Genomic DNA, 21,046 nt, shown 5'->3' on the forward strand with positions numbered 1-21,046 from the left:
TATCATGCCAGGTGAATCTATTATAAGGTTTGAAAATGTAACAAAAGCCTATGACCAAAATACGACTGTGCTAGAGAATGTCAGCTTTGAAATAGAACGAGGCAAATTCTATACACTGCTTGGACCTTCAGGCTGCGGAAAAACAACAATTCTGCGCCTTATCGCAGGCTTTATGGAGCCGACTGAGGGGAATATTTACTTTAATGATAAAGTTATCAATAAAATTCCAGCGAATAAACGACAAGTAAATACGGTGTTTCAAGATTATGCGTTATTTCCTCATTTAAATGTTTTTGAAAATGTTGCCTTCGGTTTGCGCATTAAAAAGCTGAAAAAGCAGGAAATAGAGAAGCGAGTAAAGGACGCATTACGGTTTGTCAATTTAGATTCCTATGAGAATAGGGAAATAAGTGAAATGTCAGGTGGCCAAAAGCAGCGTGTGGCCATTGCGAGAGCTATTGTAAATGAACCGGAAATAATTCTTCTTGATGAGCCTCTTTCTGCATTGGATTTAAAGCTGCGCACAGAAATGCAGTATGAGCTGAGAGAACTTCAGCAAAGGCTTGGGATTACGTTTATCTTTGTCACACATGACCAGGAAGAGGCATTAGCAATGTCAGATGAAATATTTGTCTTAAATAAAGGCAAAATCGAACAAAGCGGCACACCTACGGATATTTATGATGAGCCGATTAATCGTTTTGTCGCTGATTTTATTGGAGAATCCAATATAGTCTCAGCGAGAATGGAGAAAGACTTTGTCGTTCATTTTGCAAGCAAAACATTTGAATGTGTCGACCAAGGCTTTAACCATAATGAAGCGGTGGAGGTTGTTATCCGTCCAGAGGATTTAAACATTACTTCACCAGATGCAGGAAAGCTTAAAGTAAAGGTAGATTCCCAGCTGTTTAGGGGAGTTCATTATGAAATTTGCGGATATGATGAGGATGGCAATGAGTGGCTTGTTCATTCCACTAAAAAAGTTGTTGTAGGGGAAGAAATTGGTCTTGATTTTGAAAAAGAGGCAATTCATGTCATGAGAATAGGAGAAACAGAAGAAGAGTTTGACAGACGCCTTGAGGCATATGAAGGTGCAAATGATGAAAAATAAGGCAAATTGGTATACGATTCCCTACTACTTATGGATTGCGTTGTTTGTAATTGCTCCTGTGGTGCTGATTGTTTATTATTCTTTTTTTGATATTGAAGATCAGCTGACATTCAGTAACTACGAAAAGTTTTTTACACCTGTTTACTTGAAAATGACGTTAAACTCCTTTTGGTATGCGTTTTTGATCACTTTTTTCTCCTTGATTATCGCTTATCCAACAGCATATATATTAACGAAGACTAAGCATAAGCAATTATGGCTGCTCCTTATTATACTGCCTTCATGGATTAACCTGCTTTTAAAGGCTTACGCATTTTTAGGGATTTTCGGAACATATGGTGCAGCAAACGAGGTGCTGGACTTCTTAGGAATTGGTAAACAGCAAATTCTGTTTACAGATTTCAGCTTCCTGTTTGTCAGTGTGTATATCTTTATTCCGTTTATGATATTACCAATCTTTAATGCACTAGAAAAGTTGAATCCTAGTCTTGTAGATGCGTCAAAAGATTTAGGTGCATCGAGCTGGACGACGTTCTCAAAGGTAATATTTCCATTAACAATAGATGGGGTCAAGTCAGGCTGCCAGGCTGTTTTTATTCCAGCATTATCTCTGTTTATGATTACAAGATTGATTGCCGGCAACAGAGTCATCACGCTTGGAACAGCCATTGAACAGCATTTCTTAATCACACAAGACTGGGGAATGGGTTCTACAATAGCTGTTTTCCTGATTATTATCATGATTGTGATTATGATGCTAACAGGTAGCAAGAAAGAGAGGGGGATAAGATGAATAAATTATCGAAAGTATCTGTACTATATTTAGTTTTCATTTTTATTCTTCTATATGCCCCAATCTTTTATTTGATTTTTTATTCCTTTAACAGCGGTGGTACAATGCATGATTTCCAAAGCTTCACTTGGAAGTGGTACAAAGAGCTGTTTCAAGACACAAGGCTGCTTGTGATTGTACTGAACACGATAATTGTCGCACTGCTGTCAGCATCGATTGCGACCATTATCGGTGTGTTTGGAGCAATCAGTCTTTCCATGATGAGAAGAAAACGATTAAGGAATACGGTGTTGTCCTTAAATAATGTTTTGATTGTAAGTCCTGATGTTATCATTGGTGCATCGTTTCTGATTTTCTTTACTATTTTAGGAATAAAACTCGGTTTTGTATCTGTTCTCTTGTCGCATATTGCCTTTTCTATTCCGATAGTGGTAATAATGGTGCTGCCAAAGCTTCAGGAAATGAGCCCAACCTTAATGGATGCAGCTTTTGACCTTGGCGCAGGCTGGAAGGAAGTTCTGTCGAAGGTTATTCTGCCATATATTGCTCCAGGTATCTATGCTGGATTTTTTATGGCGCTAACCTATTCTTTGGACGATTTTGCAGTTACCTTCTTTGTGACAGGCAATGGTTTTTCTACTTTATCTGTAGAAATATATTCATTGGCAAGAAGAGGAATTTCGCTTAATATCAACGCACTTTCTGCCTTGCTATTCTTTATTACACTGCTGCTTGTCATCGGCTACTATTTCGTTGCGAAGCGAACAGTCAGAAGGCATAAACCGGGGGTGAGCAAATGAAGGGGCTAATAAGAGGGCTGACAGCAGCTCTCATCTTATCAGCTATCCTAATGGCAGTTGTTCATCAAGTGAACAGCAGCAGAGGGTATGCGGGTGGAAATACGATAACGGTCTATAACTGGGGAGATTATATCGATGCGGACCTTATCGATAAGTTTGAAAAAGAGACAGGAATAAAGGTTATATATGAGACATTTGATTCAAATGAAGCGATGATGACTAAAATAGAACAGGGCGGCACGAATTATGATATTGCCATCCCTTCTGAATATATGATTGATAAAATGAAAGAGGAGAATCTCCTTCTCCCGATTGATCATACAAAGTTACCGAATCTCAAAAATATTGACAGCAGATTCATGAATTTATCATTTGATCCGGATAATAAATATTCCATCCCTTATTTTTGGGGAACAGTAGGTATAGTGTATAATCCCGAAATGCTCGGAGGGAAAAAGATAACTTCCTGGAATGACTTATGGGATAGTGACTTGAAAAACCAAATCATGCTTATAGATGGAGCAAGAGAAATAATGGGGATGAGCCTTAACAGCTTAAACTATTCTCTTAATGACAAAGATCATAAGCATTTGCGGGAAGCGAAGGAGAAGCTGGATACGCTGACTCCTAATGTTAAAGCAATAGTTGGGGACGAAATTCGTATGCTTATAGAAAACGAAGAAGCAGCGATTGGCGTACTATGGTCAGGCATGGCAGCTGAAATCATGTGGGAAAATGAAGAGGTAGAATATGTGGTTCCACAGGAAGGCTCTAATCTTTGGTTTGATAATATGGTTATTCCGAAAACAGCAAAAAATATTGATGGTGCTCATCAGTTTATCAATTTTATGCTTGATGCAAAAAATGCAGCACAAAACACAGAGTATGTTGGCTATTCGACGCCAAATAAAGCGGCAATGCAATACTTGCCGGAAGAAATTACTTCTGATAAACGCTTTTATTTAGATGAGGAAATGACATCGAAACTTGAGGTGTATGAGAATCTTGGGCAGCGGTCTTTAGCTGAGTATAATGATCTGTTCCTGGAATTCAAAATGCATCGCAAATAGTGACTTGGCTTTATGCCAAGTCATTTTTTTATGGAAGTAAATAAGTGGATGAAGTCTGGATTAGAAGAAAATACTAAGGAAAAAAGCGAGGTGTTTTTATGAGAAAAACATTATTACTTTTTTGTTTGCTCACCTTTTCCTGTGTGACTGCATATGCGGAGGGTGAAAAGCAGCAGGCAAAAAAAGAGCTTGCGATTGTCATTGATGATTTCGGCAACAATATGAAGGGAACAGAAGAGATGCTGAATCTGCCTGTGCCAATCACTGCGGCAATTATGCCATTTATGCCGACGAGCAAAGAGGATGCCATTAAAGCTCACAAAAAGGGGCATGATGTTATCATTCATATGCCGTTAGAGCCTAAGCAAGGTAAAAAAAGCTGGCTTGGTCCTGGAGCAATCACAACGAATTTAAGCGATGAAGAAATTAGAAAAAGAGTTGTCTCCGCCATTGAAAGTATTCCCTATGCAGTTGGGATGAATCATCATATGGGTTCAAAGGCTACAGAGGATGAAAGAGTGATGAGGATAATATTAGAAGAGTGTAAAAAACACGATTTATTTTATCTCGACAGCAAAACGACAGGGAAGAGCGTCGTAAAAAAACTGGCAGAGGAATTGCAAGTGCCTTATTTGGAGAACAATATGTTCTTCGATCACATTTATTCTAACCAGCATATCCAAAAGCAGGCAACAAGTCTTGTTAAGAACCTTAATAAGAAGGACGAGTATATTGCAATCGGCCATGTAGGCATTTCCGGTCCTGCTGTTGTATCTGTGCTGAAACAATATATTCCGTTATACCAAAAAGATGCCGAAATCGTGCCGTTGTCCACATTGGTAGACGGTTATGAATTGCTTGATACAGACTTGCCGTAAGAATAAGCAGCGGAGCAGCTGACCATCACGCTATGCAAAATTCACGCATATAACGCTGAAAAGCTGCGCCGTTTAGTTAAGCATAAACTATGAAATTGGTTTCATATCAACTAATAACTTATAAGAAATGACGGTTTTTTCAGATGATTGAAAAAAACTCCGCAAGCAAATTGCGGAGTTTCTTTACATATAAGCTTATTACATACTGCTGTCATCTTGATTCTTATTGATTCCTGATTCATCCATTTTTGCATCAAGCTTTCTTAATCTCTTAGCAGCAAAATCTTTTCCGCCAAGACCGAAGGCTAGTCCGAATGCAAGAGCTAGACCACCAAGGATAAGAGTGAATGCAGCTGTAACAATAGAAGAAGCAACACCTAATTGATCTAATGCCATAAAGATTGTAATGGCAATAATAGAGTACTTCGCTATGGAAGGAAGCAGTCTAAATGCCGCTCCATGAAGTAGTCCTGCAAGTGTGTTTTTCACAAGAACTCCGAGCCACAAACCTACACCAATAATTACAACAGCGGCAATGACTTGCGGCAAGTAAGCCACAACAGCCGTTGATAATGTAACTAAGAACTCAAGGCCGAGCAGATTTAATGCTTGGACTGCCATCAAGAAAACAACTAAAATTTGTGCAATTGAACCAATCAGGTTGGCAATGCTTGTAGAAGGTGCAATTCCTATCTTATGGACATAAGAATCGATTCCTAAGCCAGATAATAGGGATGAGACGATTTGTTTAATCCATTTACCAATCCATACGCCCAGCAATACAAGGAAGATTGCCACAGCAATGTTTGGAATCATTGTCAGTACATCATTCAGCATGCTTACTGCAGGCTGGGAGATTCCGTCTATATCCAGTTTCTCTAATGCAGAAATAACGACAGGAATCATAATGAAGATAAATACGATATTACCTACTATAGTAGATAGGGATGTTTTTTCAAATAACTTCGCCATTCCAAAGCGGTTAGCCAATGATTCTAAACCGACGCTTTGCAGGAAGCTTGTAATGATTGTGCGGACGATTTTTGCTGCAAAATAACCGACTAAAACAATCAACGCTGCTGCAAGAAGCTTAGGCAGGAATGCAAGAATATTTTGAAGCATGTTAGCAAATGGTTCTGAAACCCCGTATAAATCAAGTGCGCCTAAAACCGCAGGCAAGAAAAGAAGTAGTACAAAATAAAAGACGATATTCGCAATCTTGTCTATCAGGTTAGGCTGCTGTTGATTGTTGTCTAGTAATTTCCATTTGTTAAGTTTCTCATGGACTTTCAATGTGTTCCCTGACTTTTTAATCAAGTACTTTAAGCCAGAAGCAACCAGCCATGCAACCAATAGAATGATGGCAGCTTTTAGAATATTAGGGATTGCTCCAAAAATAGATGAGAGCATTGATACTAATGGTGATGTAATAACAGTTAAATTCAAGATGTTAAAGAAGAGACTGAATACATACACAAGTAGAATGTAAAATATTATTTTACTGATAATTTTTTCAGAAGAGTACTTTTTTGGTTTTCCTTCAGGAAAAATTTTATCATCGAGCTTTGTTTTCTGAAGTCCTTTATAAATGGCTTTCTCAATGATTTTTGCGATAATCCAACCGAGGATTAATACGACCACTGCCAAGAGAAAATCTGGCAATCTGTCTAAGTAGTTGTTCCATCCATTCCAATTTCCACTGTTATTTATCATATTATTCCTCCTTGTCATGACTTATTGTCCTTATTACCCGTCAGATTTGAGAATAAACTAAAAAGTTAGAAGGAAGGTTAGCTGAAATTGGAGTGGAACAGAGAAGGTCTGCATTCTAGCTGCATAAAAAAAAGCGGATTTTCTCCGCTTGCTTATAATCCATCTTCTTCGAATCGGTAAATATCTTCATTGCTGCCGATGACAATCAGTGTATCGCCTTTATAAATTTTCTCTTCGGCAGAAGGGGAGACGATTGTATCGCCCTTTCGTTGAATGCCGATTATCGTACAGCCGAAATTGGCTCGAACATTTAATTCAAGAAGTGTTTGCTGGTGTACTTTCTCTGTGGCAGCTAATTCTACAATGCCGTGTTTATCTGACAGCTCAATATAATCAATCATTTTTTCAGAGATAACATGATGGGCGATTCTTTTAGCCATATCCCTTTCTGGATGGATGACTCGGTCTGCTCCTATCTTTTCTAGGACTCTTTTATGATAAGTATCTGCTGCTTTAACCCAAACTTGCTTCATGCCCATTTCTTTTAAAATCAAGGTTGTAAGTACGCTCGACTCAATGTCATCTCCCAAAGCAACAAAAGCATGATCCATGTTGCGGATTCCAAGAGTTGTCAGCGTTGCCTCGCTCATATTGTTGACCTGTACACAGTGCGTGGCAAACGGGCGGTATTTTTCGACCCTTTCCAGGCTTTGATCAATTGCCAATACCTCTGTTCCAGCCTCATGAAATTCTTTAACTAGACTCCCGCCAAAATTCCCTAGTCCAATCACGACAAATTGTTTTTTCACATAAGTTCCTCCGCTGCTTTTGTATTTGGACTATATTTTATCATAATGCTAGATATTTCCAAAGTTATGCAGAGACAAGTTAGCTTTTATGTACTTTATGGGTAAAGGGTATAAAAAGAAGGAGGATGCATAGAAACTATGAAATATAAAAATGCCCTTTTTATTTATAATGGCAATGCAGGCAAAAAGGAAACGGATGTACAGCTTCAAAGCTGTTTACCTGTGTTTGCAAATGAAATAGATCAATTGCATGTTTTTAAAACGAGCCGGCCAAAGCATGCTGCAGAAATATGCAGAGAGTATGGAGAGAAGGTAGATCTTGTAATTGTTCTTGGTGGAGATGGAACTATCCACGAATGCATAAATGGACTGGCCGGCTTACAGAAACGACCTGTGCTGACTGTCTTGCCAGGGGGGACATGCAATGATTTCAGCCGGACTTTAAATATACAGCAAAATTTGCAAAAAGCAGCCAAGGAGCTTGTTTCTAATGGAGAAGAAGAAGCTGTTGATATTGTTCAAACTGATTCTGCTTACTTCTTGAATTTTTGGGGGATAGGCATTGTTGCTGAAACATCAAATAATATTAGGGAAGAGGAGAAAAACGTTCTTGGAAAGGCGAGTTATGTTCTAAGTGCTATTAGAACCATCCAAAACACAGAGCCGAAAGAGCTTGTCATGAATATAGACGGCAAGGAAATACGTGAAAAGGCTGTTTTGGCAATAGTAGTGAATGGTAACTATATTGGGGGGAAACGATTGCCATTCTCCATTTCCTATAATGATGGAATGGTTGATGTTTTCCTTGTCAGGAATACAAATTTTCAGCTAGTAAAAGAGTTAAATGACTTGCGGAAAATTGACTTCGAAACAGATAAGGCGTTTATGGAGGAGGTTGTGTATATAAGAGGGAAACATATTAAAATAAGCTCTGAGCATTTTGTGGATGTGGATATGGATGGCGAGGTTTACACAAAAACACCAAGTGAACTGAAGGTTCTTCCTGGACATATTAAAATGCTGAAGCCAAAGTTAACATGAGAAAAGGCATCCTTTGAAAGGATGCCTTATTTTTTATTCAGATAAGTATGCTGTAAGCATCCATAGATGCTTCTCGATTTTTTCTGTTAATCCAATTGCGATATCATGTGTCACAGTATCGTCAAGTTCGTCAGCATGTCCCGCTAATGCTCTAAGTTGTGTATTGATGTGGCTGTAATCTTCTACAAGAGATTTCACCATTTCAGTTGCTGATAATTTTTCTGTGCTTTCTGATAGTGTAGAAGTTTCCATAAATTCTTTTAATGTGGAAACAGGCTTTCCACCGATTGCCAATAAACGTTCTGCAAGTTCATCTACAACTTCTGCCGCTTCGTCGTAGAGCTCTTCAAATTTTTCATGTAATGTAAAGAAGAAAGGTCCTTTTACATACCAGTGATGCTGGTGAAGTTTTGTGTAAAGCACGCTCCAGTTTGCTACTTGTACATTTAATTCTTTTTGTAATTCAACTTTAGTTTGTAATCCCATTTTGATTAGCTCCCTTCGATTTATCATACTTTAATTATAACAAGTTTTAATTTAAAATCAATACTTAATTATAATTATTTTAATTTAGTTTTGATTTCAATTTACTGATGATTCTTTCTACTACTATCATATACAGGAAACATGTGGAAAACTAGTGTAAAACACATAAGTTCAAATAACTTTCAAATATCACCATTATTTTCTGCAGCTGTTAGAAAACTATACCCGGTTGCTGCTAGGATTTAAACAAGCAAAAAAGCAGCAATGAATGATTTGCTGCTTTTTTGCTTTCTATTATATGGAAAGAGAGGGAGAGAACATATAGCTGCGATGATGATAGCGAATGCTGAAGATTAGCCCCATTGCCATCATATTCGTCATTAGCGAGCTTCCTCCATAGCTGATAAAGGGAAGCGGAATACCTGTAATAGGAAGGAGCTGGATTGTCATCCCAATGTTCTCAAATACATGGAACGCAATCATGCTAATAACACCGACACATATATAAATGCTGTAAGGATCATTAGATAGAAAGGCAGTTCTGATTAAATGATATATAAGCAGGAAATATAGAATAATTAGGATGCTTCCACCCACAAAGCCATATTCCTCTCCAATAATAGTAAACACAAAATCTGTATGCCTTTCGGGGATATAAACCTCAACGTTCCCATAGCCCTTTCCTGAAATAAGACCTGAGCCTATTGCCTGCAGAGACCAGACGAGCTGGAGACCGGAATCTCCTGCTTCAACAGGATCAAGCCATGAGTCAATTCTGGCAAACTGATACTGGTCGATGCTTAAGTATTTAGCGAGAAGGCTTCTGCCGAAAACAGCTAAATACATCACAAGCGCCCCGAAGGAAATAATGGAGCTGTATAACGGAATAATGATCTTCCAGGTAATGCCTGAAACAAGAACCATCCCTGCGACGATGGCAATTAAAACTAATGTCGTTCCAAAGTCTTGTACAATAACAAGTCCTATTGGAATTCCTGCCGTAAGGCCTATTTTACATAAAAGGATAAGGTCTGTTTTTAATGAAGTATAAACTGTCTTTTCATGATGGTCATGGATAACCTTTGATAATGCCATAATCGTGAATACTTTCATATATTCCGAAGGCTGGATGCTGCCAACAGATGGGATGACATACCAGCTTTGAGCGCCGTTTCGTTCTGGAGTGAAATCGGTGATCGGTGCAAAAACGAGTCCTAGAAGAAGGGCGATTCCGATTCCGTATAAAATCCACGTCAGCTTCCTCAACTGGTCATTATCAAAGCAAGTAATAACAGCGATAGCGACCGAGCCGATCACATACCACATAATTTGTGAGGGCAGATAATCTTTGTCTGCACTGTATATCGACACACAGCTTGTCAAACAAAACAGCAGCAGCAGCAAACATAATGTCCAATCAACTTTATCTGAAACACTGTTGTTTCTTCCTCTCATAAGCAAAACTCCTTATAAATAACTGGAAATGAATTGCAATTATTAAGACGGTTACAAGGGACTAATAGTTTCCATTTTTTTATATTGGCAAAAAATATTTAACTTTTGCTTAAGTGAAAAAAATAACGCCTCATTAGAAATTGGGAAGTCATTCTAATGAAGCGTCTGGCTTTACATAATATGTTTGAGGAAGGCACTTGCGATGCCAAAATAAATAAACAAAGAAAAAATATCATTTAATGTAGTAATAAGTGGACCTGAAGCTACTGCCGGATCAATCTTAAAGCGATACAAAATCAGCGGAATGATTGTACCAGACAGTGTGCCGATAATAAGTGTAAAGAAAAGGGAGCATCCAACCACAAATCCTAAGACAGGATCTCCTTGCCATACATATGCTATTAATGTGATGATTATGCCACATGTTGCTCCAATTATAAGGCCGACAAGCAATTCCCTGAAAATTACCTTAGTAACAATCTTTTTATTAATTGTATTAGAAATTAATCCGCGAACGATAACCGCAAGCGATTGTGTGCCAGTATTACCGGTCATTCCGGAAATCATCGGCATGAAAAAGGACAACGCTACAGCTTTACTGAGAATATCCTCATAAGAACTGATAATGCTGCCTGACACTATGCCGATAAACAGGAGCAAAATAAGCCAAGGCAGTCTGCGATATGCTGCAACATGAGCTTTCGTATCGAAGTCTATATCCTTACCGCCGGCAGATAATTTTTGAATATCTTCATCAGCTTCCTGGATAACAACGTCAATAATATCATCGACGGTAACAATACCCATCAGCATGTTTTCATCATCAACAACAGGAATGGCTAAGAAATCATATTTCTGGATGATATGAGCAACTTGCTCTTGGTCCTCAGCAACAGAAACACTGATTACCCGCTCATACATAATGTCCCTGATTTTATCCTGCGGCTCTGCAATTAATAAATCCCGGTAAGATACTACTCCAACTAATTTCCGTTTTTGATCAATGACATAAAGATAGCTTAATGTTTCTGCAAAATCAGCAAAGCTCTTAAGCTTATCGACTGCTTCTCTTGTCGAATAATAATCGCGTATCCAAACAAAGCGGTTCGTCATTAGTCGGCCGGCTGTTTCATCCGGGTAGTTCATTAAGTTTTGGACGATGATGGACTCTTCTTTTTTCATCCCCGAAAGCAATTGTTCCGTTTTTTCCGGTGAAAGTTCATTAAGAAGGGATGCGAGGTCATCGTTGTCCATTAAATCAAGAACCTTCCCTGTCTTTTCAATGCCAAGTTTATTCAATATATCAAGCTGCTCTTCTTTATTAACCTCTTCGAGCAGGTCTGCTAACAAATCTGTATTTAGATAAAGGAGAAAGTGGGTCCTATGCTTATCGGGGAGTGATTCATAAATTTGAGCAATGTCGTATGGCTGAAGCTCATCAACAATTGTCTCAAATTCTGCTTTTTTATTTTCTTTCAGTGTTTTAATAATGTGAAGTGTGATTTGATTGTCTGACATGTTTTGTATCATACTTCCCACTCCTTTCCGCCAAAGTCATAGTTGTTTATACCCTGTACTATTATATGAAATAAACAACAAGAATGAAATGGATATTTTTTTACCATCGGGTTGTAAAAAGTATGTTAAGTTTTCTGACAATTAGCTTGCTGTCAAATGAGATTGAGTTAATATTATCTTATAAAAGTTAATTTAATTATGTTACTTTCGTATATCCTTAATAATTGGTTTAAGGGTCTCTACTTAGAAACCGTAAATTTCTAGCTACGAAAAAACAGGCATTTTCAGCTTGTTTTTTCGTAGCTTTTTATGTGTATAGGGGGAAAAGGACAATGACGACAATATTAATCAAGAATGCACAAATCGTAACGATGAATGGGCAAGAAGAAATAGTAAACGGGGATATATTAATTGAAAATGACCTTATCAAGGCAATTGGACCAGAAATTGATGCTAGCACTGCAGATAAAATAATAGAGGCGGCAGGACATACGGTAATCCCAGGATTTGTGCAAACACATATTCATTTATGCCAGACCTTATTCAGGGGCAAGGGAGATGATTTAGAGCTGATGGATTGGCTGCGCAAACGAATCTGGCCACTAGAAGCTGCTCATGATGAGGACTCAATTTATTACTCAGCAATGCTGGGGATCGGTGAGCTGATGGAAAGCGGTACAACAACAATTGTCGATATGGAGACCGTTCATCATGCTGATTATGCTTTTCAGGCAATCGCCAAAAGCGGAATCAGGGCGGTTTCAGGGAAGGTGATGATGGATAAGGGCAGCGAGGTGCCAAAGGCTCTGCAAGAAAAAACGGCAGACTCTATCCAGCAAAGTGTGGATTTATTGGAAAAGTGGGATCAATTTGATGGAGGAAGAATAAAATACGCCTTTTCACCGAGATTTGTTGTGTCCTGTACAGAGGAACTCCTCAAAGAAGTAAAGGTGCTTTCAGATAAGTATAATGTGCTTGTACACACACACGCATCTGAAAACAAAACAGAAATTGAAATTGTTCAAGAAGAAACAGGAATGAGGAATGTAGTCTATCTTGATCATCTCGGCCTGGCCAATGAGCGGCTGATATTGGCTCACTGTATTTGGCTTGATGAAGAGGAAAAGAGGATTATAAAAGAAAAAGGTGTTCATGTAAGCCACTGCCCAGGCTCTAACCTAAAGCTGGCATCAGGTATTGCAGATACCCCTGAGCTCCTGTGTAATCATGCCTCAGTAAGCCTTGGTGCAGATGGAGCTCCATGCAATAATAATCTTGATATGTTCAATGAAATGAGATTAGCTGCATTAATCCAAAAGCCAATTCATGGTCCGACAGCAATGGATGCAAGAACAGTATTTAGAATGGCGACAATCGGCGGCGCAAAGGCAGTAGGATTAGAGAAAGAAATCGGAAGCATTGAAGTGGGGAAAAAAGCAGATATAGCCATTCTCAATTTACAAAACTTCCACACATATCCTTCTTATGATGTAGATCCAATATCGAGGATTGTCTACTCAGCAACAAGAGCTGATGTAGTAACAACAATAATTGACGGCAGAATCGTAATGGAAAATAAAATAATGCGAACAATAGATAAACCGCTCATTTTGAAGGAAGCAGATAGCAGCATAAAAAGATTATTGAAAAAAACGAATATTGTGTAGGGGTATCCCATCATAAAACCGTCTCTTTTATTGAGGCGGTTTTTTAAAATAAAATTACATCTATATATCATTTTTTATATTCCTTCGATAATTATATAAAACAACACAGATACCTTGTATAATGTAATGGAAAATGGCTTGCTGCTGTATCAATCTACGTATATTAGGAAAGCATACAGGGAGAAATTAAAATACTCCGAGACAGTTTACATATTTGTTTTTGACGATAAATCATTTAGAAGCTATTTAAGTTTGTTTTTGATAAACTAAATGGGATAAAAAGTATCTATTATTTTTGCTTAAAGGGTTTGGGGGGTACTTTATGAAAAAAGGCAATCATGATATCCGGGATGTAGTGTATATTCATCTTCATGAAAAGGAACGATTCGTCCTATCATACGGAATTGAATTTTACGAATTTTATCAATTTTTATCTGAATCGATTTCATCAATCTTACTTATGAAGCATCAGTTTGATGACGGAGAATTACATACACACACAATGTTTGAATATGTTTCTGACCAAAAAATTGCAAAGCTTGCCAAAGAAGATGTTTATGGTTACGGTGACTTTGCGTGGATCGATTTTGAGGAGACAGAGGCATTAGATGTGCTTGATGGGCAAACAATTGCGGAGCTACTATATCTTGCTCATAAAAGAGACCATTTAAGGGCGCCGTTCTATCAGCATCTCAACAACCAGTTTGTGTATTTAGCTCATGATGACGGCTGGTTCAATAAGACATATTATAAAAACCTTCCTGTATTTTATTCCTTTTTCGGTGAGGTGTTAGGACAGAAACTGAACCGTTTGAAGGCAGACAAAACTTTGTTTGGGGTAAAAAAGAAGCGGGTATATACACCGCTGAGTCAGCAAGGAGTTCTGCTTTTAAAGGGTTTAATGAAAGAAGGAATGGTCATTTCCATTCAAAAGGCAAGCCAAAACCGGCTTCGGATTGAAATCCCTATATGGGTCATCGGTGATTATCTGAATATGGATAATATGTACGAAGAATATGAGAAAAAAAGCAAACAAAGCAATTATGATGCAAAGCTAATTTATGATAAAAGAACAAAAGAGTGGGAGGTTATCATTAACTAGCTAGAAAGTGGTGAATAGTTTTGAGCAACTCGATTTCGGAAGCTTTTCCCCAGCCGCTTGTCAGAATGCTGTTTAAAGAAAGACCAAATCGCTTTATTCTCACATGTCTGCACGAAGAAACAAACTCTATCGAGACTGTTCATTTAGCTGATCCTGGCAGATTGAAGGAACTGTTAGTCAAGGATACGGTCGTATATGTGCTCCCAAGTACAAATCCTAACAGGAAAACTAAATGGACTGCCGTGCTTGTTGAGCATGAAGGGATATTTGTATCTGTTAATACGACATTTCCTAACAAGCTGATTGAAAAAGTGTTGAAAAGCAGTGCGCTTCCCGAGCTTAACACGTTTAAATGGGTGAAATCAGAGTTTGCTTATGGCAATTCCAGATGGGATTTTATGCTGCAGAATGAAAAAGGCGAGGGGCTTTTGCTTGAAGTGAAAAGTGTCACACTTGCAGAGGGGAAGATCGGAATGTTTCCTGATGCTGTAACAGCACGAGGGGCTAAGCATGTTCAAGAGCTTGCAGCAATAGCGAAGGAAGGGACATGGAATACGGCTATATTATTTGTTGTCCAGCGGGAAGATGTTGATTTAGTTACATCTGCAGCACATATTGACCCCTTCTTTGCAGAATCACTCATCCATGCTGAACAGGCTGGTGTGAGGCTGTTGGCATATACATGCAAGCTGTCTCTGGAGGGAATCCAACTTGATCGCCCGATACCTGTTGAGCTCGATAAAAAAATGCTTGCTGTTAACTAACTTTGACAGCTTAATTTAGTGTATAATCAACGTTGATGAAAAATGAAAAAGATAGAGGATGGTGCTTGGTGCGCTTTGCATTAAGCTTAAAAGGGAAGCTGGTGAAAATCCAGCACGGTCCCGCCACTGTAAATGACTGCTGTTCTTGCAATGATGCCACTGTAAACATATGGGAAGGCGCAAGGAAGCAATAGTCATAAGTCAGGAGACCTGCCATCCATCTATACACCTTAAAATGCCTACGAGGATAGGATGGTGTGGAGCGCGATTTTTATAATGAAAGTCCTTCCCGGAGGTTGTCCAATGGGACCTTTTAAAGCTGCCACACTCTTTTGCTAAAAAAAGTGTGTTTTTTTATGGGTTCTAATCTATGAGGACAAGCCCCTTTTTATTTTTCCAAACAAATAAAGGGAGGAAATAAAATGAAAAAGTATTATTCATTATTTTGCGGAGCGTTAATGGCGTGTTTAGTTTTGGCTGGATGCGGACAAGCTTCTGACAGTGAAAGTAATGACAAGCAGAAATCTGAACAAGCAGAGGCAGAGTTTCCTGTTACTATTACAGATGCAGTTGATAAAGAGGTAGTCATTGAAGAAGATCCTCAAAAAATCGTTTCCTTAATGCCAAGCAACACAGAAGTAGCTTTTGCATTAGGCGTGGGCGATGAAGTTGTTGGTGTTTCTGAAAGTGATGATTATCCAGAAGAAACGAAAGATATTGAAAAAGTAGTGGGTATGGAGCTTAATGTGGAGAAGATCCTTTCCTTAGATCCTGATTTAGTGCTTGCACATGAATCAGTCGCTGACACATGGGCAGATGGACTGCAGCAGATGAGCGACGCTGGGATAGATGTACTTGTCGTAAATGATGCGACTGATTTTAATGGTGTTTATAACAGTATTGAAATGATTGGTAAAGCAGTTGGTGAAAAAGAGAAAGCTGAAGAAATAGTTCAAGATATGAAGGATGACATTGCCTCTATTAAAGAAAAGGCTGCAAGCATATCTGAAAAAGACAAAAAGGATGTGTATGTAGAGGTCAGCCCTGAACCAAGTATTTTTACAACTGGAAAAGATACATTTATGCAAGAAATGATTGATACCATTAATGCAACAAATGTTATCAAGGAAGCTGGCTGGGTTCAAGTTGACCAAGAGGCAGTCATTGAGGCAGATCCAGATGTAGTTATAACTACTTATGGCGGCTACTCACCAGATCCGGTCGGACAAGTAACAAAAAGGGATGGCTGGGATCAGGTAACGGCAGTAAAGGATAAACAAATAGTGGAAGTGGATGAAGATCTTGTATCACGTTCTGGCCCAAGGCTGGCACAAGGGGTAGAGGAATTTGCGAAGGCAGTATATCCGGATGTATTTAAATAAAACAAAAGCGGCTTATTTTTTGGCCGCTTTTTTTCTCATCATCGCACTTTTTTTAGGGATATCCATTGGAACGGTTTCTGTGTCTTTCTTAACGATCATCAAGATATTCATAAATTCAGTCAGTCATACAGAAGTATTTACAGTAGATACGATGCAAGCCAACATCGTTAGTAATATTCGTCTGCCTCGTGTTATCCTAGCGGGCCTTGTTGGTGCAAGCCTTGCAATTGCAGGCTGTGCTTTTCAAGGATTGCTGCGCAATCCGTTGGCAGACCCGTATACTCTCGGTGTATCCTCAGGTGCCTCTGTTGGTGCTGTGGCAACCTTGTTTTTTCATATTACCATTCCCTTTTTAGGGAGCTATACGTTGCCTGTGCTGAGTATTGTGACCGCTTTTTTAACCGTTTTTCTGGTGCTGTTATTTGCAAAAAAGCTGGACCCTGCTATGAAGGTAGAAACGATTATACTGACAGGCATTATTTTCAGTTCCTTTTTAGGCGCTTTTATTTCCTTGTTAATTGCGTTAACAGGAGATGAGCTAAGACAGATTATTGGCTGGCTGCTTGGAAGTGTTTCAATGAGGGGATGGACGTATATTCAAATGTTCCTGCCCTTTTTTATCATTGGCTGTTTGATTCTTTTATTGCAAGGCAGGGAGCTTAATATATTGGCATTCGGGGAAGAAAGAGCACAGCATTTAGGAGTGCAAGTAAGGTTTAGGAAAATGACCATTATACTTGCCGGCAGCATGCTCACAGGTGCTGCTGTTGCAGTATCTGGGACAATTGGCTTTGTTGGGCTTGTTATCCCACATTTAGTCAGGATAGTGGCTGGAAGTAATCACCGTCATGTACTGCCGCTGTCTATATTCGTTGGCAGCGGATTTTTAATCTTGGCAGATTTATTGGCAAGATCGATAATTTCCCCGGCGGAGCTGCCAATCGGTGTAATTACAGCCCTTTCCGGAGCTCCTGTATTTGCCATTTTGCTGTTGAACTATAGAAAGAAAGGGAGGTAAGACGATGCTGGAGGCAAAAAAGCTGTCATTTCAATATGGAGAGAAAAAAGTGTTAACGGATATTACTTTTTCTGTACAAAAAGGGGAAATGCTTGGCATACTCGGCCCGAATGGCAGCGGAAAAACAACTTTATTTAAGCTGATAAGCGGGATTGTTATACCTAATGCTGGGGAGCTTTTTATTAAAGGCAGAAAAGTCTCCGAATATAAACAAAAGGAATTTGCCCAGATCGTTTCTACCCTTTCTCAACAAACCGCAGAGGCATTTTCTTATACTGTCGAGGAAATCGTTTCAATGGGCAGATATGCACATCAAAAAGGCTGGATGCAAGGATTATCAAGGGAGGATAAAGCTGTCATTCATAGCGCAATGGAACAGACAGGCATCAGCCATTACAGCAATACCTTGATTGGTGAGCTGTCTGGAGGGGAAAAGCAAAGGGTGTATTTAGCGCAATGCTTGGCACAGGAGCCTGAAATTCTCCTACTTGATGAACCGACTAACCATCTTGATCTTTCCTTTCAAAAGGAGCTGCTTGAATTATTAAAAGAGTGGAGCAAAAAGCGGGGCTTGACGGTTGTTTGTATTTTTCATGACTTAAATTTGGCTAGTCTTTATTGTGACAGGCTATTATTGCTTCATAACAGCGAGATTGAAGCAGACTCGCACCCGCGGAACGTTCTTCAAGAGGATAAAATAAAAAAAGTATACGGCACAGATGTGATAAGAGCTCAGCATCCGCAAGTGCCGGCGGCGAACCTTGTGCTCTCTCTTAGAGAAAGCAGTGCTGATTTGCAAGAGGAAGTTGGCGAAGCTAATTTGACCCTCTCTAAAGAATACATAGCCATTACAACCGATATTCCACTGAAATCATTATCTTCTGGTGTGACAGGAGCAGGGATAGGCTGGCACAAATATTTTATTAACCGTCATGTGAATAAAGACTACAACTGTGATGATTATAAAATGGAGATGAATGATTATCTCGTTAAAAACGGGTTTTTGCCAAGTGAAACGGTTGCGATGATGACAGCGGTTGAGCTGGAGGATACTGCTTACCGCAAATATCAGGCAGGTGCCACCAGTCTTTTCTTCGTCGTTGCTGCCAGTGTCGGCAATCCGGCGGATGCAGCTTTGAGTGAGCAGCACTCCTCACTCATTGTCCCGGGCACGATTAATATTTGGATATTTATAAATGGCGAGCTGTCTGAGCAAGCATTTCTGCAATGTGCGATGACGGCAACAGAGACGAAAGCAAGCGTACTTCGGAACAGACAAGTAACTGATCCTGCTACTGGCACGCCTGCAACGGGAACTCCCACAGACAGCTTGCTTGTTGCTGCTACCCAAAAAGGCAAATTTCATGAATTTGGCGGCAACATTACAGATTTAGGGAAAGCTGTTGCTAAAGGAGTTTATGAGGTAATGACGATGGCTTTGGATAAAAGGCAAAATAGGAAGACAGCTTTAGAAAGAGGGATGAAATGAAAATTTATACGAAAACAGGAGATAAAGGCCAGACACATATCATTGGCGGAAGAGCTTATAAAGATGATATCAGAGTGGAAGCTTACGGCACAGTGGATGAAGCGAATTGCTTCGTTGGCCAGGCCATTTCTTTGTTAGTGGAGGATATTTATTCAGATGTAAAGGCGGATTTAGAAAAAATTCAGCATGAGCTTTTTGACTGCGGTGGAGATTTAGCTAGCATAACAAAAAACAGGCCGTTAAAGTTACCGGAAGAAGCTGTTTTGTATTTGGAAGAGCGCATCGATGATTTAATGGAGGAAGCGCCGCCGATTGAACGGTTTATTCTGCCGGGGGGAACAGCTGCGGCCAGTGCCATCCATATTGCCCGAACAGTAACAAGAAGAGCGGAGCGGTGTGTTGTTACTTTAATGAGGGAAGAGGAGCATGTCCCTGAATTGCCCTTAAAGTATTTAAACCGTTTATCTGATTATTTCTTTGCATTAGCGCGAGTCATTAATTTTCGCAGCAATGTAAGTGATATAGAGTATGTCAGAAGTGCCAAGGTTTTTCGCGGAGAAAATAAGAAAGAAGATTAAAGGTTTGGCAGCCTGTCTTAGATGACCGATAAATAGCCTATAGAAATTTCTTTGAATAAGCTGCATTTACATGGCTTGTGACATAATTTATTACAAAAGCATGCGCAAATTTTACAATTTGATAAAAAGCAGAGCTAGTCCATGATTCCTCTTTTGAAGATAAGGGTGTAGTGGTAGAATAACAAGTGTGTGTCTTTAAAATATGGAGGTACGAATTATGAAAAAGAAAATTGGTTTACTATATGGCGGAAAATCCGCTGAACATAGAGTCAGCATGCAAACTGCCTTGGCTGTTATAAAAGCCTTGGATACAGATAAATTTGAAATTCATCCAATTTACATAACAGAGACGGGTGAATGGATTAGAGGAGAACAGCTTACTGGGCCTGTAGAAACAGTGAAAGAATTAGAGTTTAAAAGACAGGAAGGGCTATCAGGAACAGTTCTTTCTCCTGACTTGTTCCAAGCTGGTGACACTCAGCTTGATGTTATTTTCCCATTGCTTCACGGACCGAACGGGGAAGACGGAACAGTGCAAGGGCTGCTTGAGCTGTTGAATCTTCCTTATGTAGGTAATGGTGTATTAGCATCATCTGCTGGTATGGATAAGGTAATCATGAAGAATATCTTTGAGGTAGCCGGATTAAACCAGGTTAAATACACTTCTTTCATTCGAAGTGAATGGCAAAGTGAAAAAGAAGCAGCCTATACAAAAGTAGAACAAGACTTAGGATATCCATGTTTTGTGAAACCAGCTAATTTAGGCTCAAGTGTAGGCATCAGCAAATGTACGTCTCGAAATGAGCTGGATGCTGCGTTTGAAGAAGCATTCCAATTCGACCGCAAAATCATTGTGGAAGAGGGCGTTACAGCAAGAGAAATCGAAGTGGGTGTTCTTGGCAACGATTTCCCAGCAGTGTCTGTTGCTGGGGAAATCGTTCCGAAGAAAGATTTCTATGACTATAAGGCGAAATATGAGGATGGAAATACTGGTTTAATCATCCCGGCAGAAGTGTCAGAGCAAGAATATGCAGCAATTAAGGAAGATGCAATTAAAGCTTTCAAGGCACTAGATTGCTCTGGTCTTGTTCGTGCTGACTTCTTCTTGACAAAAGACGGCAAAGTTTATATAAACGAAGTGAACACAATGCCTGGCTTTACTCCATTCAGCATGTTCCCATTGTTATGGAAGCATACAAATGTTGAATATGCAGCTCTTATCGAAAAGCTTGTAGACTTGGCAGTAGAAAGACATGAAGAAAAACAAAGCATCAAATATACTTTTTAAGGGTAAGGGCATATTTGAAAGAAGACAGCCCGCCCTTTAAAGAAAAAAGGAGGCATTTTTTAACTGCCTCTTTTTTTTGCCAAA

The 21,046-nt window shown here is 39.3% G+C and carries 19 protein-coding genes and 2 riboswitches; of the genes, 14 read left to right on the forward strand and 5 right to left on the reverse strand.

Features of this window, described 5'->3' with window-relative positions; translation table 11 throughout:
- Positions 1-4: 4 nt before the first annotated feature.
- The 5 genes from LXM54_RS19445 (at position 5) to LXM54_RS19465 (ending at position 4,652) form a co-directional block, all read left to right on the forward strand.
- Entirely contained in the window at positions 5-1,111 is a 1,107-nt protein-coding gene (locus LXM54_RS19445) for an ABC transporter ATP-binding protein (RefSeq protein WP_233316898.1), read from the forward strand.
- Positions 1,101-1,904: an ABC transporter permease gene (locus LXM54_RS19450; RefSeq protein ID WP_233316942.1), complete on the forward strand. Its 804-nt coding sequence runs from the start codon at positions 1,101-1,103 to the stop codon at positions 1,902-1,904. Before LXM54_RS19445 ends, LXM54_RS19450 begins: the two co-directional genes overlap by 11 nt.
- A complete protein-coding gene (locus LXM54_RS19455) occupies positions 1,901-2,704 on the forward strand; it encodes an ABC transporter permease (RefSeq protein WP_233316899.1) in 804 nt (267 codons plus the stop codon). Before LXM54_RS19450 ends, LXM54_RS19455 begins: the two co-directional genes overlap by 4 nt.
- Entirely contained in the window at positions 2,701-3,774 is a 1,074-nt protein-coding gene (locus tag LXM54_RS19460) for an ABC transporter substrate-binding protein (RefSeq protein ID WP_233316900.1), read from the forward strand. The genes LXM54_RS19455 and LXM54_RS19460 overlap by 4 nt, the downstream gene beginning before the upstream one ends.
- Before the next feature lie 98 nt (positions 3,775-3,872).
- On the forward strand, positions 3,873-4,652 hold the full coding sequence (locus LXM54_RS19465; protein WP_233316901.1) for a divergent polysaccharide deacetylase family protein: 780 nt from the start codon (positions 3,873-3,875) through the stop codon (positions 4,650-4,652).
- Positions 4,653-4,850: 198 nt separating this feature from the next.
- On the opposite strand, the gene LXM54_RS19470 is transcribed toward LXM54_RS19465, so the two are convergent.
- Complete coding sequence (locus tag LXM54_RS19470; RefSeq protein WP_233316902.1) at positions 4,851-6,365, reverse strand: mechanosensitive ion channel; 1,515 nt, start codon at positions 6,363-6,365, stop codon at positions 4,851-4,853.
- Positions 6,366-6,517: 152 nt separating this feature from the next.
- Positions 6,518-7,174 carry a potassium channel family protein gene (locus LXM54_RS19475; protein ID WP_233316903.1) on the reverse strand — a complete coding sequence of 219 codons (657 nt, stop codon included), beginning with the start codon at positions 7,172-7,174 and terminating at the stop codon, positions 6,518-6,520.
- Positions 7,175-7,312: 138 nt separating this feature from the next.
- Here LXM54_RS19475 and LXM54_RS19480 point away from each other — a divergent pair, with 138 nt between their 5' ends.
- The gene (locus tag LXM54_RS19480; RefSeq protein ID WP_233316904.1) at positions 7,313-8,215 is read left to right on the forward strand and encodes a YegS/Rv2252/BmrU family lipid kinase; all 903 of its coding nucleotides are present in this window, start codon (positions 7,313-7,315) and stop codon (positions 8,213-8,215) included.
- A 33-nt stretch (positions 8,216-8,248) separates the two neighbouring features.
- Here LXM54_RS19480 and LXM54_RS19485 read toward each other — a convergent pair whose 3' ends face one another.
- From LXM54_RS19485 to mgtE, 3 genes are all read right to left on the reverse strand, one after another.
- A complete protein-coding gene (locus LXM54_RS19485) occupies positions 8,249-8,701 on the reverse strand; it encodes a Dps family protein (protein WP_233316905.1) in 453 nt (150 codons plus the stop codon).
- 294 nt (positions 8,702-8,995) lie between these two features.
- Positions 8,996-10,156, reverse strand: coding sequence for an FtsW/RodA/SpoVE family cell cycle protein (locus LXM54_RS19490; RefSeq protein WP_233316906.1), 1,161 nt, complete (start codon positions 10,154-10,156; stop codon positions 8,996-8,998).
- Between the two features lie 171 nt (positions 10,157-10,327).
- Positions 10,328-11,686, reverse strand: coding sequence for a magnesium transporter (mgtE, locus tag LXM54_RS19495; RefSeq protein ID WP_233316907.1), 1,359 nt, complete (start codon positions 11,684-11,686; stop codon positions 10,328-10,330).
- Between the two features lie 175 nt (positions 11,687-11,861).
- A riboswitch (purine riboswitch) is annotated at positions 11,862-11,961 on the forward strand.
- A 45-nt stretch (positions 11,962-12,006) separates the two neighbouring features.
- Here mgtE and LXM54_RS19500 point away from each other — a divergent pair.
- The 8 genes from LXM54_RS19500 to LXM54_RS19535 all read left to right on the forward strand — a co-directional run bounded on the left by LXM54_RS19500 (position 12,007) and on the right by LXM54_RS19535 (position 20,962).
- Positions 12,007-13,341, forward strand: a complete 1,335-nt coding sequence (locus LXM54_RS19500) for a 5'-deoxyadenosine deaminase (RefSeq protein ID WP_233316908.1) — start codon at positions 12,007-12,009, stop codon at positions 13,339-13,341.
- Between the two features lie 322 nt (positions 13,342-13,663).
- A complete protein-coding gene (locus LXM54_RS19505; RefSeq protein WP_233316909.1) occupies positions 13,664-14,443 on the forward strand; it encodes a hypothetical protein in 780 nt (259 codons plus the stop codon).
- 20 nt (positions 14,444-14,463) lie between these two features.
- Positions 14,464-15,207, forward strand: coding sequence for a DNA/RNA nuclease SfsA (gene sfsA, locus LXM54_RS19510; protein ID WP_233316910.1), 744 nt, complete (start codon positions 14,464-14,466; stop codon positions 15,205-15,207).
- 43 nt (positions 15,208-15,250) lie between these two features.
- Positions 15,251-15,439: riboswitch (cobalamin riboswitch) on the forward strand.
- Positions 15,440-15,629: 190 nt separating this feature from the next.
- Positions 15,630-16,589, forward strand: a complete 960-nt coding sequence (locus LXM54_RS19515) for an ABC transporter substrate-binding protein (RefSeq protein WP_233316911.1) — start codon at positions 15,630-15,632, stop codon at positions 16,587-16,589.
- Complete coding sequence (locus LXM54_RS19520) at positions 16,555-17,607, forward strand: FecCD family ABC transporter permease (protein ID WP_411229927.1); 1,053 nt, start codon at positions 16,555-16,557, stop codon at positions 17,605-17,607. Before LXM54_RS19515 ends, LXM54_RS19520 begins: the two co-directional genes overlap by 35 nt.
- 4 nt (positions 17,608-17,611) lie before the next feature.
- Positions 17,612-19,096: an adenosylcobinamide amidohydrolase gene (locus LXM54_RS19525; RefSeq protein WP_233316913.1), complete on the forward strand. Its 1,485-nt coding sequence runs from the start codon at positions 17,612-17,614 to the stop codon at positions 19,094-19,096.
- On the forward strand, positions 19,093-19,674 hold the full coding sequence (locus tag LXM54_RS19530; protein ID WP_233316914.1) for a cob(I)yrinic acid a,c-diamide adenosyltransferase: 582 nt from the start codon (positions 19,093-19,095) through the stop codon (positions 19,672-19,674). Before LXM54_RS19525 ends, LXM54_RS19530 begins: the two co-directional genes overlap by 4 nt.
- Positions 19,675-19,891: 217 nt before the next feature.
- Entirely contained in the window at positions 19,892-20,962 is a 1,071-nt protein-coding gene (locus LXM54_RS19535; RefSeq protein WP_233316915.1) for a D-alanine--D-alanine ligase, read from the forward strand.
- The last annotated feature ends 84 nt before the right edge of the window (positions 20,963-21,046 follow it).

The organism is Bacillus sp. Au-Bac7, from assembly GCF_021341655.1.
In the GTDB taxonomy this organism is placed as follows: domain Bacteria; phylum Bacillota; class Bacilli; order Bacillales; family Cytobacillaceae; genus Niallia.

Coding starts and splice junctions, on each gene's coding strand:
- LXM54_RS19485 (WP_233316905.1), bottom strand. CDS start 8,701: ATGGGATTACAAACTAAAGTTGAATTACAAAAAGAATTAAATGTACAA.
- LXM54_RS19450 (WP_233316942.1), top strand. CDS start 1,101: ATGAAAAATAAGGCAAATTGGTATACGATTCCCTACTACTTATGGATT.
- LXM54_RS19490 (WP_233316906.1), bottom strand. CDS start 10,156: ATGAGAGGAAGAAACAACAGTGTTTCAGATAAAGTTGATTGGACATTA.
- LXM54_RS19445 (WP_233316898.1), top strand. CDS start 5: ATGCCAGGTGAATCTATTATAAGGTTTGAAAATGTAACAAAAGCCTAT.
- mgtE (WP_233316907.1), bottom strand. CDS start 11,686: ATGATACAAAACATGTCAGACAATCAAATCACACTTCACATTATTAAA.
- LXM54_RS19535 (WP_233316915.1), top strand. CDS start 19,892: ATGAAAAAGAAAATTGGTTTACTATATGGCGGAAAATCCGCTGAACAT.
- LXM54_RS19500 (WP_233316908.1), top strand. CDS start 12,007: ATGACGACAATATTAATCAAGAATGCACAAATCGTAACGATGAATGGG.
- LXM54_RS19525 (WP_233316913.1), top strand. CDS start 17,612: ATGCTGGAGGCAAAAAAGCTGTCATTTCAATATGGAGAGAAAAAAGTG.
- LXM54_RS19530 (WP_233316914.1), top strand. CDS start 19,093: ATGAAAATTTATACGAAAACAGGAGATAAAGGCCAGACACATATCATT.
- LXM54_RS19455 (WP_233316899.1), top strand. CDS start 1,901: ATGAATAAATTATCGAAAGTATCTGTACTATATTTAGTTTTCATTTTT.
- LXM54_RS19460 (WP_233316900.1), top strand. CDS start 2,701: ATGAAGGGGCTAATAAGAGGGCTGACAGCAGCTCTCATCTTATCAGCT.
- LXM54_RS19465 (WP_233316901.1), top strand. CDS start 3,873: ATGAGAAAAACATTATTACTTTTTTGTTTGCTCACCTTTTCCTGTGTG.
- LXM54_RS19480 (WP_233316904.1), top strand. CDS start 7,313: ATGAAATATAAAAATGCCCTTTTTATTTATAATGGCAATGCAGGCAAA.
- LXM54_RS19515 (WP_233316911.1), top strand. CDS start 15,630: ATGAAAAAGTATTATTCATTATTTTGCGGAGCGTTAATGGCGTGTTTA.
- LXM54_RS19505 (WP_233316909.1), top strand. CDS start 13,664: ATGAAAAAAGGCAATCATGATATCCGGGATGTAGTGTATATTCATCTT.
- LXM54_RS19470 (WP_233316902.1), bottom strand. CDS start 6,365: ATGATAAATAACAGTGGAAATTGGAATGGATGGAACAACTACTTAGAC.